Origin of the sequence: Acetobacter tropicalis, from assembly GCF_030644465.1 — a bacterium.
Taxonomy (GTDB): Bacteria; Pseudomonadota; Alphaproteobacteria; order Acetobacterales; family Acetobacteraceae; genus Acetobacter; species Acetobacter tropicalis.
Genome location: NZ_JAUYUW010000001.1, coordinates 2,573,121 through 2,588,755, shown reverse-complemented (window position 1 = coordinate 2,588,755; position 15,635 = coordinate 2,573,121). Strand labels below are relative to the sequence as shown.

General features: G+C 52.4%; 11 protein-coding genes and 3 pseudogenes. 4 read left to right on the top strand and 10 right to left on the bottom strand.

Annotation, left to right across the window (positions count from 1 at the left end; all coding sequences use genetic code 11):
- Positions 1 to 39: 39 nt before the first annotated feature.
- The 10 genes and pseudogenes from QWU00_RS16865 to QWU00_RS11775 all read right to left on the bottom strand — a co-directional run.
- Positions 40 to 309 (bottom strand): annotated as a pseudogene (locus QWU00_RS16865) (xanthine dehydrogenase family protein molybdopterin-binding subunit); the annotation flags it as partial.
- A gap of 62 nt (positions 310 to 371) precedes the next feature.
- Positions 372 to 1,325: an FAD binding domain-containing protein gene (locus tag QWU00_RS11815; RefSeq protein WP_035377358.1), complete on the bottom strand. Its 954-nt coding sequence runs from the start codon at positions 1,323 to 1,325 to the stop codon at positions 372 to 374.
- The gene (gene paoA / locus QWU00_RS11810; RefSeq protein ID WP_035377409.1) at positions 1,322 to 1,966 is read right to left on the bottom strand and encodes an aldehyde dehydrogenase iron-sulfur subunit PaoA; all 645 of its coding nucleotides are present in this window, start codon (positions 1,964 to 1,966) and stop codon (positions 1,322 to 1,324) included. Before paoA ends, QWU00_RS11815 begins: the two co-directional genes overlap by 4 nt.
- An 80-nt stretch (positions 1,967 to 2,046) precedes the next feature.
- A complete protein-coding gene (locus QWU00_RS11805) occupies positions 2,047 to 2,607 on the bottom strand; it encodes a hypothetical protein (protein WP_035377360.1) in 561 nt (186 codons plus the stop codon).
- Positions 2,608 to 2,685: 78 nt separating this feature from the next.
- Positions 2,686 to 4,617 carry an NAD(P)-binding protein gene (locus QWU00_RS11800; RefSeq protein ID WP_035377362.1) on the bottom strand — a complete coding sequence of 644 codons (1,932 nt, stop codon included), beginning with the start codon at positions 4,615 to 4,617 and terminating at the stop codon, positions 2,686 to 2,688.
- Between the two features lie 114 nt (positions 4,618 to 4,731).
- Positions 4,732 to 5,472: a haloacid dehalogenase type II gene (locus tag QWU00_RS11795; RefSeq protein ID WP_231551533.1), complete on the bottom strand. Its 741-nt coding sequence runs from the start codon at positions 5,470 to 5,472 to the stop codon at positions 4,732 to 4,734.
- A 404-nt stretch (positions 5,473 to 5,876) separates the two neighbouring features.
- Positions 5,877 to 6,136 (bottom strand): annotated as a pseudogene (locus QWU00_RS11790) (IS5/IS1182 family transposase); the annotation flags it as partial.
- Positions 6,137 to 6,138: 2 nt separating this feature from the next.
- A pseudogene (locus QWU00_RS11785) lies at positions 6,139 to 6,901 on the bottom strand (IS5 family transposase).
- Between the two features lie 236 nt (positions 6,902 to 7,137).
- Complete coding sequence (locus QWU00_RS11780) at positions 7,138 to 8,358, bottom strand: sensor histidine kinase (protein ID WP_035377368.1); 1,221 nt, start codon at positions 8,356 to 8,358, stop codon at positions 7,138 to 7,140.
- Positions 8,348 to 9,568 carry a sigma-54-dependent transcriptional regulator gene (locus QWU00_RS11775; protein WP_052051119.1) on the bottom strand — a complete coding sequence of 407 codons (1,221 nt, stop codon included), beginning with the start codon at positions 9,566 to 9,568 and terminating at the stop codon, positions 8,348 to 8,350. The genes QWU00_RS11780 and QWU00_RS11775 overlap by 11 nt, the downstream gene beginning before the upstream one ends.
- Positions 9,569 to 9,724: 156 nt before the next feature.
- On the opposite strand from QWU00_RS11775, the gene QWU00_RS11770 reads away from it, so the two are divergent.
- The 4 genes from QWU00_RS11770 to QWU00_RS11755 are packed head-to-tail and all read left to right on the top strand — an operon-like array spanning position 9,725 to position 15,635.
- Positions 9,725 to 11,047, top strand: a complete 1,323-nt coding sequence (locus QWU00_RS11770) for an efflux RND transporter periplasmic adaptor subunit (RefSeq protein ID WP_052051120.1) — start codon at positions 9,725 to 9,727, stop codon at positions 11,045 to 11,047.
- Between the two features lie 18 nt (positions 11,048 to 11,065).
- Positions 11,066 to 11,749, top strand: coding sequence for an ABC transporter ATP-binding protein (locus QWU00_RS11765; protein ID WP_035377370.1), 684 nt, complete (start codon positions 11,066 to 11,068; stop codon positions 11,747 to 11,749).
- An 11-nt stretch (positions 11,750 to 11,760) separates the two neighbouring features.
- Positions 11,761 to 14,232 (top strand): ABC transporter permease, encoded by a 2,472-nt coding sequence (locus QWU00_RS11760; protein WP_035377372.1) that lies wholly within the window; start codon positions 11,761 to 11,763, stop codon positions 14,230 to 14,232.
- A gap of 5 nt (positions 14,233 to 14,237) precedes the next feature.
- The gene (locus QWU00_RS11755; protein ID WP_150395698.1) at positions 14,238 to 15,635 is read left to right on the top strand and encodes a TolC family outer membrane protein; all 1,398 of its coding nucleotides are present in this window, start codon (positions 14,238 to 14,240) and stop codon (positions 15,633 to 15,635) included.

The window sequence follows — 15,635 nt, the reverse complement described above, 5'->3', positions numbered from 1 at the left end:
AGCACGTGCCTGCTCAAACGTCCTGGCGACGACCACCGCTATTGCCTGATGATAATGTTCAATCTCCCTACCGCCAAACAGATGCGCCGCGTTGAAAGGTCCCCTTTCCAGAGGAGGCACGTCCAGCGCCGTAACAACCGCAAGAACGCCTCCGGCCATTCGTGCAGACCGTGTCTCAATATGCCTGATACGGCCACGGGCAAGCGAACTCCCCACAACAACCCCATAAGCCTGATCCGGCGCCACATCGTGACGTTCATAAGCATAGGGCGCAGTACCGGTGGTTTTTAGTCTGCCTTCTACCCGCATGATCGGCTTGCCGACAACGCGGAGTTGGTCGATGGGATTATGCCCTGCAGGCCGATCAAACTTCATGCCTGTTTTGCCCTATGCATAACAGCCGCCAGCGTACGAGCCACCAGCGTCAGCTTGAAGACATTGTCTGGCCGTGGGCGGGCCCCGGCCAGAAGGCCCTCGGCTACCAGCTTTGCTCCATGTGCCAGCCAGGCCTCTGCTGCTTCAACCCGCCATGGACGCGGGGCTATACCCCCCACCGCAATCAGGCCGGTGCCATCGCGCTGCACGACAGCCGCAATCGAAACCAGAGCGAATGCATACGATGCCCTGTCCCGCACTTTTTGGTACAAATGAACTCCACCTAGTGGAGCAGGAAGAATGACGGCGGTTATCAGTTCGTCCGGACGTATGACACTCTCAATGTGAGGTGTGTTGCCTGGCAAACAGTAAAAATTTTCAATCGGTATCATGCGTGTCTGGCCCTGCGCATCTACCGTTTCTACACCCGCATTCAGCACACGTAAGGCCACAGCCATGTCACTTGGATGTGTTGCAATACAAGAATCACTAGTGCCTATAACACCCAGTTGCCGGCTAACGCCCTCCATGGCCGCACATCCCGCGCCAGGTTGCCGCTTATTACAGGCCTGATTGGTATCATAAAAATAGGGGCAGCGTGTGCGTTGCATGAGGTTTCCCCCAACGGACGCCATGTTGCGCAACTGCCCAGATGCACCAGCAAGAATTGCACGACTCAGCACCCCATAATCACGACGAATGCGCTGGTCAGCCGCAAGATCAGTATTCGTCACCAGTGCACCAATACGAAGTCCCCCCTGAGAAGTGGGAACAATGGTATCAAGACCAATATGCCTAATATCAATCAGATGTGCCGGACTCTCAATCTGTAATTTCATAAGATCCAGCAGATTGGTCCCTCCTGCAATAAAGCGTGCACCCGGTGTACGAACCCTGGCCATAACCGCCTGTTCTGGGGAGGTTGCGCGTTCATAGCGGAAGGGTTTCATGAGGAAGATTCCGCGATTTCAGCCATAGCTTCTGCAATATTGGAATACGCTCCACACCTGCACAAATTACCGCTCATACGTTCACGCATTTCCACAGCGTCAGGCCGAAAAGGAGCCGTCAGATCTTCAGTAACATGACTTGGGATACCATCACGGATTTCCTGCATGACACAGATCGCTGAACAGATCTGACCCGGCGTACAATATCCGCACTGATATCCATCATGTCGGATAAAAGCGGCCTGCATGGGATGCAGGCGGTCGGGGTGACCTAATCCCTCTATTGTTGTGATAGTATCACCTTCATGCATCACTGCCAGGCTTAGGCAGGCGTTGTGTCTCCGACCATCCACGATGACAGTGCAAGCTCCACACTGCCCATGATCACACCCCTTTTTGGTGCCGGTCAGATGCAAATGTTCACGCAGGACGTCCAGCAGAGTCGTGCGGGTATCAATCGCCAGAGCATACAGCGTACCGTTAACCTTGAGGTTAAAGGCGATAGTGATGGGCTCTTCCCCCTGCCCTTCAGGATCTGATGCTGTAGAAGGAACAGCTGAAACTGCCGTTACCGCTGCGGTGACAGCCCCACCTGCCATAAGATTACGCCTGGAAAGACTAGGATAATGGAAGATAGGCATGGGCATAAATCCCCGCAGAGTATAAAGAAAATCTGAAAGAACAAAGACCGGACGGCCTCAATACCACCTGTTGTAATCCGCTACTCTTCCATCATGTCCCAACGATGATAGACAATCACGTTATTACCGTAACGATATGATAATGTCCTGCCATCACTGGACAAACTATAATCTGCTGTGATTTCCAACTTGCCATTTCTTTTCACAAGAAGATGATAATTATAATCATCAATTTTTGTGAAATAAACAACATTAAACGGAATTGAACCGCCCTGACTATGGTATTCGGTGCCAGGTGTTCCATCCACAGCCGCAGTCCAGTGACCAGAGCTAAATTGTCCTTTGGCGCTCAGTGTCATGAAGGAGACAAGAACCTTTCCGCCCTCGGTATAAGAAAAAAAGCGTAGTGCCTTACGCGGTGGAGGATCCGTATAATGTGATGCCGCAATGTCCTCTTTCCATGGTCCTAGCAAAGCATCCGGCAACTGCTGCCGTGCATCAGTACCATGCCAGGGTTCTTCCGCCGCCTGGACGGCTGGAGAAACGAATTCCATAGAGGAGACCGTAAGCAGAAATGCATAAATCCAAAAATAACGAGGCAAAAAACCGATGGCAGAATATACTTTTTTCATGTCGGCCATTACTTCCAAACTTCTCTGGATTAAGGTCTACCTAGCATTTTACAATAATGCATAGAGACAACCAAAACCACCATGTGGCTATATTCTGTTATAGTAGCCATAATTATGAGGAACCATTTCTTCCACCGCGCGATATGCCTGGTCAATTGCGGTGTTACACAAATCCTGCCCCGAAGCATCGCTATTGGCGATAAAAATCCGGCCAAACTGCCTACGCGCTATCTCGCAGGGCTGTTCTCCCGTTGGGCTGGGTCGATCAAACAAAGAGTTCTGCGCCATGGCAAAACCGTGTGGCCAACGATTGACAGTTATTCCCACAATATCGCGTGCAGCATCAAAACCATATGGACCCAGTGCATCATTCATCTGGCTCCTTACCGCACGTTCAAATGTTTCAAAAGGAGTCTGCAACAATCCCATTCGCACAATGCGAAACTGTTGTTGCATACTCAGATCGTCGGGCATGTCATCACCCAGAATAGTACGCGTCATCGTTTCATTGTTCAAAATGCCAGAATTGGTCCCGGTCATGAAACTCACGATAGCGCCCTTGGCCGGATCCAAATCCGACATGCCATCATTCTGGATCCAAGGCACGTTCAGAGCAAAGCTGCCAAAAAACTTTGTCGGTGTATCCACATGGGTCACACCCGCCTTGTGAAAAGCTTCCCAGTTACGTACCAGAACATTAGTTATCTGGTTAACAGCACGCACAGCCTTATGCTGCGCTGCCTTCTGCTCTTCCGGCATCTCTGGACAGAGGTAGGGAATCATATTGTTATTGCCAGCTAGAACAACGTTTTTCCCTATGACGCGATAGCATTTACCATCCCGTATATAATCCACGGCCACTGGCCGCGTTTCTGGTTCAAAAAGCCCCACTGGCACAGGACCCACATGCTGGACCCTTACCCCGATACTACTCAACCGGATCCGCACGGGTGAGTGCACACGATCCAATGTGTCATAGCGCACGCGAACTGTTTCCAAAGTCTGCCATGAGCCCTTTGGCAAGGACGAGGGAACCAGTTCACGGACCATAAGACGCGCAAGATCCGAGTTTCCTGCGGGCAGATGGAAATCAGCAGCTTCATCCTCCGGGGCTTCAGGAGAATATGGCGCGCGCTCCACCCCAAGCGTAGAAAACCCTGGTGCATAACGGAAATAAGCAAACCAGGCACTGGCGGCTGTCTTGCTTAGGCACCACACACCTGGCAGCCATGGCAAGGTTTCAGGAGCAACCTTTACATAGTCCAGAAGATATTGCTTGTACGTTATGGTTTGCAGACGCTGAATTTTCTGCGCTTTTGTCATACCCTCCATGTAATCGGTCTTACCATAATAAACTGCAGTCAGATCCTGCCGCACACGAGACGGTAAGATTGCCATTTTCAGAAATTCAGGCGTCGGCGCGGTGAAACGGACGTGGGGATACAGCCGCCCGTCTCCCCCACTCTCACGCGCAAGGAAAGTCGCAGGCCGCATGCCCAGTTGAACATATGGATTGGCTTCCTGGCGTTTGACCGTAAAATCCGCACCAATACTTTTTACGAATTCCTTTGCGTTGTCGGTCCACTGATCCGGCGCGACAAAATAGGCTGATCCTCCTGTAGCCATGAGAATGCGACCGTCACTAACAAACTCATTGCGCTTGGCATGCCCACCAAAATCATCATGGTTATCTAGCACCAGAACACGAGTATCCGAACCGAAGCGCCGACGGTAGAAACATGCAGCTGCAAGGCCGCTCAAACCTCCCCCTACAACCACAAGGTCATAACTCTCTCCCGTATGAACCGGTGTCGGGTAAGACACACCATCACGGCGGGCATGCGCCGCCTCGAACGCACCCGGGTGAGCACCACGCATGCCCTCACGCAAGGGAGGATAAGTCGCGGCATCCGTAATTTCCCCTTCGTAATTGGTAAGGGCTGTTTGCATGCCAGCCGCAACAGCCCCCCCCCCCTGATTGAGCCACGGGTAAAGCGAGTGTAGTTGCAGCAATACCATGGATCAGATCACGCCGGGAAATCCTGTTTCCCATGCCCAACTTTTTATCGCGGCTATTCATACATGACCTCAAAACCATTAGATATCAGGAGATGATGACAGGAGAAACAGATATCAGCCTTCGGCCATTTCTTTTTTATGCGCTTCGGCCAGTTCAGCCATGGAGTTAAAGCGGAAATCAATCTTAGGCATCGCACCTGGATCCATCGTCGCCCCAAAACCGTCCTGAGCATGACGGCGATAGATCCAGCATGATGCAAGTCCTGCCTGATTAGCTGGCATATGATCGTGGAACAAACTCTCCGCCGTGTGCAGCACATTAGACGGTTCCAAACCGATATCAGACAGATATTCCAGCATGTATTTAAAATTACGCATTGACGGTTTATAAGACCCAATGTCCTCGGCCGTATAAATGCCATCAAATACGACATTTAGCCGAGCGTTGCTCCCACTGAAAGAACGAGCATCAACATTGGACAGAATAACGAGTTTGAAATGTTGTTTAAGATATGCAAGTGCTTCCGCACTATCAGGAAAAGCAGGCCAGTTCGGAACGGAATTGCCATAATCTTGCGCTTCGGAAATCGTATGGGAAACACCCCATTCCTCCGCGAGGCGGCGATAGACGCTCGACAAAATAGCTGGATAGGGACGGTCCGGCGTCCATTTCTGCTGACGAGATTCATATTTGGCATGTGCTTGGAGAACGGCGTCACGGCTAAGAGGCTTTTTCAGCCGTGATAGTAACGGTGTTAGAGCATTAATGATGCCTGTCTCCCAATCAATCAGGGTACCGTAGCAATCGAAAGTCAGAACCTTGAAGTCTTTTAATCTCATTTTACGCTCCATCATTCCGTAAGCACATTTCTTCTTGAAATGCCTTAAAATTAAGAATTTCTTCTTTTTTACACAATGCGTTTTTCATTATGTAATACGAAGTCGAAAGAAAATGATATTTATTTAATCCTTTCGCATCAGAAGTAGAAACATATTTGTTTCGCAATGAAAACAGTGACGCATCTAGCATGCACAATCCTATTATATTCTGATCCAAAAATGATATTCTATGTCGTTTTTAAAGATGAAAAGGTAGAATATGGCGTACATGGATGTGAAATGTCTCTGATTTTCATTTTGAAATAAATGGAAGAATCGAAAAATGATCGAATGAAGGTGCCGTATCATGATCTTGGGTAATGATTTTTGGCTCTGCTTCTGAGACAGAGCAGCAAACTTGGCACCTTGGCTTTGTACACGCTCGCGCTAATCCGCTTCAGGAACAGATCGCGGCGCGTGTAGCAGACGATGTTGACCATCTCGATCCTCATGTTAACATGGGTCATACCGATTTTACGGACAAACAGTCCAAGCTGTGATTTCTCTTTCAGAAAAAACATACTCACGACGGGATCGGATAACGGATTTCCCGGCATTGGACTGCTGGAGATGCAGCTATTTTCCTGTGCATCTTTGAGACAAAACCTTGCTTTCCCATGAAAGATTCACTAGGCTCAGAACTCATTCTATAAGATAGAAGATGATGCTTGCTGCGATGTGGATTGCGGACATGAATGTATGAGCGCAGCGGTCGTATCGTGTTGTCACCCGTCGCCAGTCTTTCAGCTTTGCGAACATGTTTTCGATCAGATGGCGCTTTTTATACAGATGCCAATTGTAAGGTGGCTTTGATTTCCTGTTCTTCTTTGGTGGAATACAGGCGGTGATGTTCCGGTCTGCGAGAGACTGTCTGATTTTATTGCTGTCGTATCCCCGATCACCGATGACTTCCTCTGTCTCATCCGACAGATCGGCCAGCAGCACATCAGCACCTTTGAAATCACTGACCTGTCCAGCAGTCAGATGAAGGCGCACATGGCCACCAGATCAATGCCCACGGCATGAAGTTTTGAGTTCAGGCCGCCTTTTGTCCGTCCGATATGGCGGAGAAAAGCCCCTTTTTGAGCAGGGACGCCGATGTCCGGTGTGCCTTGAGGTGTGTTGCATCGATCATCAGACGCTTCGAGCGGCCAGCCTGTTCGGTCAGGGCGACAAAAATCCTGTTAAAAACACCGAGGCGGCTCCACCGGATAAAGCGATTATACAAAGTCTTGTGCGGACCATACGCTTTCGGAGCGTCTTTCCACTGAAGACCGTTACAGATGACATAAACGATCCCGCTCAGAACAGGCCGGTCATCCACGCGTGGCACGCCGTGCGCCAGAGGAAAAAACGGCTCAATCCGCTCCATTTGACGTTCAGACAGCAAAAATACGTCACTCACAGGCTCACCCTCCATCGGTAAGCCTGTGAATCACAACCTCTCGCACAGTTCAATAAATTAATAGGTCCTGAGCCTAGGCTATGACGGTTTAGGGGGAAAAAATGTCTGATTTGGGAGAATAAATGAAGAAAGCGTAAGCTTATTGCTGCGCTCATGACCATGCCGCAAAATAGATAGTCGCTAGCCCGTCCGGCAATCGAAAGACATGATTGCAGCTCTTCAGCAAGCAGCCCGATTTACAAACGCATCCTGAATGCTGTGCTCCAGGGACCTTCCGGCTCTGGGGCATCGACCTCCAAAGCGCCTCCATGACCTAGTATAATCTGTCTTGCCAGACTGAGACCTACTCCGTTTCCGTTCTCTTTGAACGAGACAAAAGGATGGAAAATCTCTTCGTGTAAGGACGGGTCAAGACCCATTCCATTATCCCTGACGATGATCACCGCAGCACCATCAATAACCTCAGCAACAATTTGGACCGAGGGTGAAGGCTGACCTGCACACGCCTCTGCCGCATTGTTGAGAATGTTAAGCAGAGCCTGCTCGATCTGAACTTTATCCACTCTAATCAAAACCCGTGTGAAGGGAAGGCACAATTCAAGCGGGACGCCATTACCCCAGCGGGCGTGAAAGAGCGTTTGCGTCTCACGCAGGAGCACTTCAAGCTCAACAGGAGCCAAATCCGGTGGAGGCAGCCGTGCGAGTTCCCGGTAACCCCTTACAAATTTATCCAGACCTTCTGCTCGCCTCCGCAGGGTCATCAATGCTTCACGGATAAGGGGAGAGGATGCATCCTTATCAGCGTCTGTAAATAACTCTTCCGCCGTGACGGAAAGGGAGACAATGGGCGTAAGAGAGTTCATAATCTCATGGCTCAAAATCTGAAGCAGATCCCGCAACGCCTGTGCTTCAGCTGCCTTCAGGCCAGCTTCCACATTGGTCAGCGCTAGATACTCAACAATCCCCCCTACTCCGGCTCCTTGCCCGACTGACAGCGCATACATCCGTAACCGACTATCGGCGGAAGAATGTAGCCTTATCATACGACCTTCAGGAGAAACGCGTTTTTCAGTCAAGGCTGCAAGCAATTCGGCTGGAGGATTTATCAGGCGATCTTCCGTTTTAAACAGTTTGCGTGCCGCGCGGTTTGCAGCGTGCAATGTGCCATCCACACTCCGGAACAACAACGGCACGGGCGCATGGTCCAGCAGGGCACGGTTGCGCAGTTTTTCACGATCAGTCGGGGTAACAACAGAGGGTTCACTGCGCTGCATGCGCCGGGCCAGATCAACCTGCGTCGCAACCAGAGACACAATGCACCCAGCCCCAACACAGACCAGAAGAGAGGCCGTAGCGTAAAGACCCCGTTGCCAGACAGGCGTGAGCAGCAGGCACACGCTAACAAGCCCCATCAGCCTGAGCAGGGCGGCCGAGACCGTATGGAGTTTAAAGCCCATAGCGGGCCATGCGCCGGTAGAGTGCAGGACGTGTCAGGCCCAGTTCTTTGGCAGCCTGTGTCACGTTAAAACTGTGTCGACGCAACGCAGCTTCAACCAGTGATTTTTCTGTGTCGCGCAAGGTCTGTGGTTCAGAGGTCTGGTTCGCGGCCTTGCTTGCGGAGAGCTGCCATTCTCCCATAATCACCACGCGTTCTAGTGCGGCCCGCAGTTCCCTTACATTTTGGGGCCATGCCTCGGCCTGTAGGGCCGCAATGTGGTCCGCGTCACATTGGGGTTCAGGCAGCCCATGCCGCGCGGAAAAATAATGTAGAAAGTGGCTGGCCAAAGCAGCAATATCCTCTGGCCGCTCCCGCAAAGGTGGAATTACCAGACTCACCATACCAAGATGCAACATCAGCTTGGGCTGCAGGCGTTCACTCAGCGCCGCAAAATCCAGTGAGGACAGGGCTATAAGGCGCGGTGGAGCACTCCCGTCAAGCCGGTCTGTCAAACGGCGCTGTAGCGTTGGAGAAAGCGCTTCTATTTCCCGGCATATCCATACACCGCCCTCCTGTGGCAAATCATCACAGTCTTCTGCACTAAAACTCTGCGCAGCACTGGCTTCTGACGAAAGAGCCTGAATACGCCGTGCAAGAAGCATTTTCCCAACCCCTGAAGGGCCGGAAATAAGGACACATGCGCGCGTTGGGGCAATCCGGTCTGCCTCACTAACAATCTGCTTTATGGCATCGGAGGCCGTGATCAGAACCGGCTCTGCGTCAACACCATTATTGTGACCACATTTTTCCAGAACACTGGTGACCAGACTGACCAACCGGTCGTTGTTCCAGGGCTTCATGACAAAATCGGTCGCACCTGTCCGCATCGCCTCAACCGCTATGCTCACCCCGCTATGCCCGGTAACGACAAGAACTGGCAAATCCCGCCGCAACACAAGCATATCTTTCAGTAAAGCCAGCCCTTCTGCACCGGTGCGTGCGCCTTTGGTGTAGTTAAGGTCCAGCAGCACCAGGTCAACAGGATGAGAGGCCAGCAGCGTCAGGGCTCCCGCAGCATCATAGGCGGACAATATTTTAATTCTCCGCCGCTGGAAGAGTAGACGGGCCGCAACCTGAATATCCCGATCATCATCAACAAACAGCAGGCATGGCGAACCTGCATCGTGAGCCGTATCGGTCTCTCTCACTTTGCTTCGAAATGTCGTCATTATTCTGTTGACAGCTCCCTGAAAGGTGTCCGTTTCCGGACAGTCCGTCCATTTCCGAACAGACACATAAACGACAGTAAAAATATCCTTTATTTTTCAATAGGATATAATTTTATGATTCTACGATACACTGTTTTTCAAGAGGAGAAACAGTGTATGCGTCACCCGGTTTCAGGCAACGTGGAAATGCCAGAAAAACCTCAGCCCTTGTCCGGCTCCGGCATGGACCGGGCGGTTGTTCCATCCGCCCGAAAGATCTTTCTGCGGCGCGCCGTGCGTTATGGTAGCCCCGTTGCAGTTGTCCTGCTGATCTGGGGTGGGTGGCATCTTGCCCCCGCTTCCGGCTCCTTGTCCGTCAAGCGTGACCAGCTTTCCGTGGCCACAGTGCAGTCTGCACCCTTTCTCGATTATCTGCCGCTACGGGCCACTGTAGCCCCTTTGCATGTTACATTCATCAATGCCGTGCAAGGGGGCGAGGTTACGGAGGCTGTGGCAAAAGATGGTGTTCTGGTCAAAAAAGACGATGTTCTGGCCCGTCTGAGCAATCCGCAGCTTCAGCTGGATGTAACCTCCCGCGAGGCGTCAATTGCCAGTCAACTCGGGGCAGTCAGCGCGCAACGCCTGACATTGCAGCAAACCCGCACTACCGAAGAAACGCAGCTTGCTGAAGCCCGCTATAATCTTCTCAAAGCGCGACATGAACTCTCCATACGTGAACAGCTCCGGCAGCAGGGCTTTGAATCTGATGCCAACGTGCAGTCTTACAGTGATGAAGCAGACTATTATGCCCAGCGCCTTAAAAGGCTGGATGCCGCACGCACTCAGGATATTCAGGTAGCAGACCGGCAGGAAAAAGAAATTGACCAGGAGGGGCAACGCCTCCGTTCCAATCTGGAAGTGGTTGAGAACAGCCTTGGCGCTCTGACCCTTCGTGCCCCGCTTGATGGTCGCCTGACCAATTTTGACCTCCAGCCCGGTCAATCTCTTAAGGCAGGCGACAGGATCGGGCAGATTGATAGTGAAGGCCAGTATCGTCTCGATGCCGATATTGATGAATTTTATCTGGGTCGCGTCGCAACTGGAGAGCGCGCGCAGGCGGACATCGGGGATGTCAAAATTCCCCTTACCGTGACGCGCGTCCACCCTCAGGTCACCAATGGTCAGTTTCGGGCGGAACTGACATTTGACGTCCCCCCGCCACCGGGCCTGAGACGCGGTGAAAGCATTGATATCCGCATCACACTGGGGGAGACGCACAGGGCGCTGGTTCTGCCTAATGGTGCATGGCTTGAAGCCAGCGGTGGGTCCTCGGCTTTTGTCGTCGCAGGGAATGGCCGGAGTGCCGACCGTGTGACAATCACTTCCGGGCGCCGCAACCCCGAGCAGGCAGAAATTACAGGCGGCCTGCATGCGGGGGATCAGGTGATCATCTCCTCTTACAATTCCTATAAAAATTTCAACCATCTCGCCATCCACTAAGTGACAGGACTGCCAGCTATGCTCATTCACCTCTCCCGTATCCAGCGCCTCTATCGCTCCGACGAAGTAGAGACAACAGCCCTGCACGATATCGAACTGGAGATCGCGCAGGGAGAGTTTGTCGCCATTATGGGGCCCTCAGGGTGTGGCAAATCTACCCTGCTCAATATTCTGGGCACAATCGACCAGCCCACGGCAGGCTCCTATCGTTTTGGCGATGAAGAACTGACAAAACTCAACGAGGCCGCGCTTGCCCGCTTCCGCCGGGAAAACCTTGGCTATATTTTTCAGAGTTTCAATCTGATTGATGAACTGACAATTGAAGAAAATATCGAACTGGCGCTCATTTATCGGAACATCCCCAAACCGGAACGCCGGCAGCGGGTTGCGCGGGCTATGGACCGTGTTGGGATTGCCCACCGTGCCAGGCACTACCCCTCCCAGCTTTCTGGCGGTCAGCAGCAGCGCGCCGCCATTGCCCGCGCCATTGTAGGAGAACCACGCCTGATTCTGGCTGACGAACCAACCGGCAACCTTGATACCGAAAACGGCACACAGGTGATGGATATTCTCCAAACCCTGAATGATGAAGGGTCCACAATCATCATGGTCACCCACTCCCCCAGCCATGCGGATCTGGCCAGACGCCGGGTTGATATGCTGGACGGACAGATTGTCATTTCCGTGCGCAATGTCATCTGAAAGATACCGTGATGATTGAAGTCATTCTCAGAAGTATCGGTCGTCAGGCACGGCGGCATCCCCTGTATGTTGGTCTGAATGTTTTTGGTTTAGCTTTGGGGATTGGCGTCTTCCTCACTCTCGCTCTCGTTGTGCGCTTTGAATACAGTTTTAATACTGGTTTTGTGGATGCGGACAGGTTGGCACGCATGGATGAACACTGGTCCGAGCCGGGCACAACACCTTATGAAAGTGCCGATGTCAGCTTCAGAGCATTGCCATTTTTAAAACAGGATTTTTCGGAAATTGAGGACAGCGTAACATTTACGGCCACAAATCTGAATGTCGAGAAAAACGGGCAGTTCACACACTTTTCCGGTCGAATGACAGACCCCGGGTTTTTTCGGATGTTTTCGCTCCGGCTTTTGCAGGGCAATTCTGATACGGCACTGACGCGGCCTGATGGTCTTGTTCTCTCCCGGCAGGCCGCAATGACAGTGTTTGGCAAGCCTGATGTTCTGGGAAAAACTGTAGAAATCAACAGAATTGGGCAGAAAAGCACATATACCGTCACTGGTGTACTGGGTGATGCTCCCTCCCCCGGACTACTGGATAATGTGGATATGCTCCTGCCGGTCCCTCCGCAAGACCGGTTACAGCGCTCCTGTTTCCTTTTCTGGGCCAGTAGTTGTGGAGAAATTCTGCTTAAATTCCATAAACACAATGATATTGCTACCGTAAACGCACGCCTTTCTGATTTTGTGCAACACCGAGCATCGGGCACAGCGGAAGACCAGATTTCCATTGGGGCAGATGGAAAAAGAGTCTACGCGCTCTCCGTTGTTCCTCTGAAGGAAACACATTTTCATGACTCACAGGTTGAGGATACGGACAATAGTGTGGAACAATACGTTATTGACGGCATTGGTCTGATTGGTCTGCTTGCCCTTATTCTTGGGTGTGCCAATACCGTTAACCTCGCAACCGCCCGCGCTGGCCTAAGAGCAAAGGAAGTTGCTCTCCGCAAGACTCTTGGCGCTTCCCGTTTCATGCTGTTTACCCAGTTTATGGGAGAGGCCATGGTTTTTTCCTGCATTGCGGGCCTGAGCGGACTGGTGCTTTGTGAGATATGTGTCCCGGCTATTGCCAGCGTGACAGGGGAAGCCGTCCGCATTAATTATTATTTTATAGCGCTCTTGCTCCCGCTCGTGATCCTTGGGAGCGGTCTGGCATCCGGGCTTTATCCCTCACTGATTTTGTCAGGCTATAACCCTGCCTCTATTCTGGCAGCCGCCCGCATGCCCGCAGGGGGGCGGAAAACAGCTATGCTACGGAACGTGCTGGTTGTGGCGCAATTTTCTGTCGCAATCTGCATCGTTATCTGCACATTAGTGATTGACCGGCAGACCAGTTTTATGCGGCATGCCAACCGGGGTTACATCCAGTCTGGCCTGTTGATCGGCCAGCAGATGCACTCGAAAGATATCGAGGTGCAACGGCACATGCTGGATACGTTGCAATCCCTCCCTAACGTCACCTCCGTGACGTTAGGTGAACTCCAGCCCAATCCACATTCTCTCACCCGCACGGGTTTTGTTTATGAGAGTCCTGCGGGACAGGTTGAGGTGCAGATGCTGCGGGATCGCGTTTCATCCGATTACAGAGAAACCTACCAGCCCCGCCTGCTGGCCGGACGCTGGTTTGATGCCACACACGGGCAGGATGACGGCCCCTCCAACGCTGATTTTAAAAATGGGAACGGCAACTGGAACATTATCATCAACAGCAAAGCCTCCCTGTCTTTTGGCTTTAAAAAACCTGACGATGCTTTAGGGAAAATTATTAGAGAAGGCGCGAAGCACTTCACAATTATTGGTGTTATTGACGATATTCGTTTCGGTTCCCCGCGTGAAACTGTCTCTCCGGAAATTCTGTTCTTTTCCTCCCTGCAACGCACCCCGTTTGATGATCCCGTCCCGGCTGTTCGTTTCTCGGGTGTTACTCCCGTTCTGATGTCTGAGCGGCTTGACCGAACATGGCGGACTCTCCTGCCTGATATTCCCAGCCATTTCTCCCCAGCGGATAAGCTCATGGAAGAATTTTATGCTGGAGATGAACAACGTGAACACCTGTTTACTCTTGGTGCAGTTGCCGCACTGCTGATTGCCTGCCTTGGGCTTTACGGCCTGGCAGCATTTGCAGCCGCGCGCCGGGTGCATGAAATTGGTATTCGCAAAACACTGGGAGCAACCTCGGGCCAGACACTGGCCTTGTTACTCGGCGATTTTCTGAAACCGGTTCTCCTGGCCTGTCTGCTCGCCTGTCCGGCAGCATGGCTGCTCATGCGGCAGTGGCTGAGCGGATTTGATGAACGTATTTCTCTCTCCCCGGCCCTTTTCCTCTTTGCCGTGGCTGAAGCCACCCTTATCGCAACCTGCACAGTTCTGGGGCAGACCGTGCATCTTGCACGGGCTGAACCAGCACGCGCCCTCAGAGCGGAATAATGCCCATGTCCCGCATTCTTGCATGCTTTGCCCTTGCAGTAATTCCGCCCTATGCCGCGCAAGCCCAGACCCTTCAGGATGCTTTGGCACATGCCTACCAGAGCAACCCGACCCTGCTGGGAGAACAGGCTAATCAGCGTGCCGTCACTGAAAACTCCGTGCAGGCTCGGTCCGGCTGGCGGCCGACTGTCTCTGTCAACATGGATGCCAATTACCAGCAGGGCCCGTACACCAACGCGTTTGCTCTGGGCAGCTATACATCAAACTATGCTGAAGGATATGTTGCGGCCAAACAGACACTTTACTCCTTTGGTCACACAGCCAATCAGGTAAAAGCTGCTGATGCACGCTCCCATGCCGCAGGGCACGCCTTACGCCTGACGGAAGCGCAGGTCTTCACCAACGTTATCACTGCCTACATGAACGTATTGCGGGACCGTTCGATAAAGGACATCCGCCAGGCGGATCTGACCATGCTCCAAAGACAGGTGCAACTGACGACTTCCCGCTATACTCTTGGCGGCGCGCCCTCCGAGCAGGTGACCAGAACTGACGTGGAACAGGCCGAAACACGCCGCCAGTCAGCAGAGGTGGCTCTGACGCAGGCCCGCGCCACCTTGGCTGCCTCCGAGGCACAGTTTCGGGCCGTTATTGGGGAAAACCCCACTCATCTTGTCATGCCAGTAGTGCTGCCCGGTTTGCCGTCCAGCATGCCGCAAGCCATGAAAATCGCCATTCAGTCCAACCCTCAACTTGCCCAGATGCGGGAGACAAAAAGTGCCACCCTAGCGGATGTTGATACCGCCCGTTCACAATGGGGGCCGCAAATTCAGGTTCAGGGTACGTTTGGCACCATCGGGCCGGGTGCGCCTTTCCGTGGAAGAGAATACGGGGAACAAGTGACAGGAACGGTCTCGCTGGTTCAACCTCTCTATAATGGTGGCCTTTATAATTCCCAGATCAGGCAGGCACGCGATAAAGATGAACAGGCCCACCAGAACGTGGAACAGGCCCGCCGCTCCGCTCTGCAGGATGTTGTGACATACTGGAATGCAGTAGAGAACGGCCTACAGGCCATAAGAGCAGGTCAGGCAGAAGTCCGCTCTGGTGAGACAACCTTAAAAGGCTATCAGCTTGAATATGGCTATGGCCTGCGCAGCACGACGGACGTGCTCTATGCGGACCAAAACCTTCGGTCCGCACAGGTGGAACTGGCCACCAGCCAGCATGACACCATTGTTGCACAAGCCCTGCTTCTGGCTGCCATCGGGCATTTGCAGGCACAGGATCTGATACCAAATGTTCATTCCTATGACGCCGACGCTCAGTTACGGCACGCCCGTACGCGTGACTGGGAACCCCTTCAGGCGCCTCTGGCCGCACTCGACCGCGCTGGCTGGTAA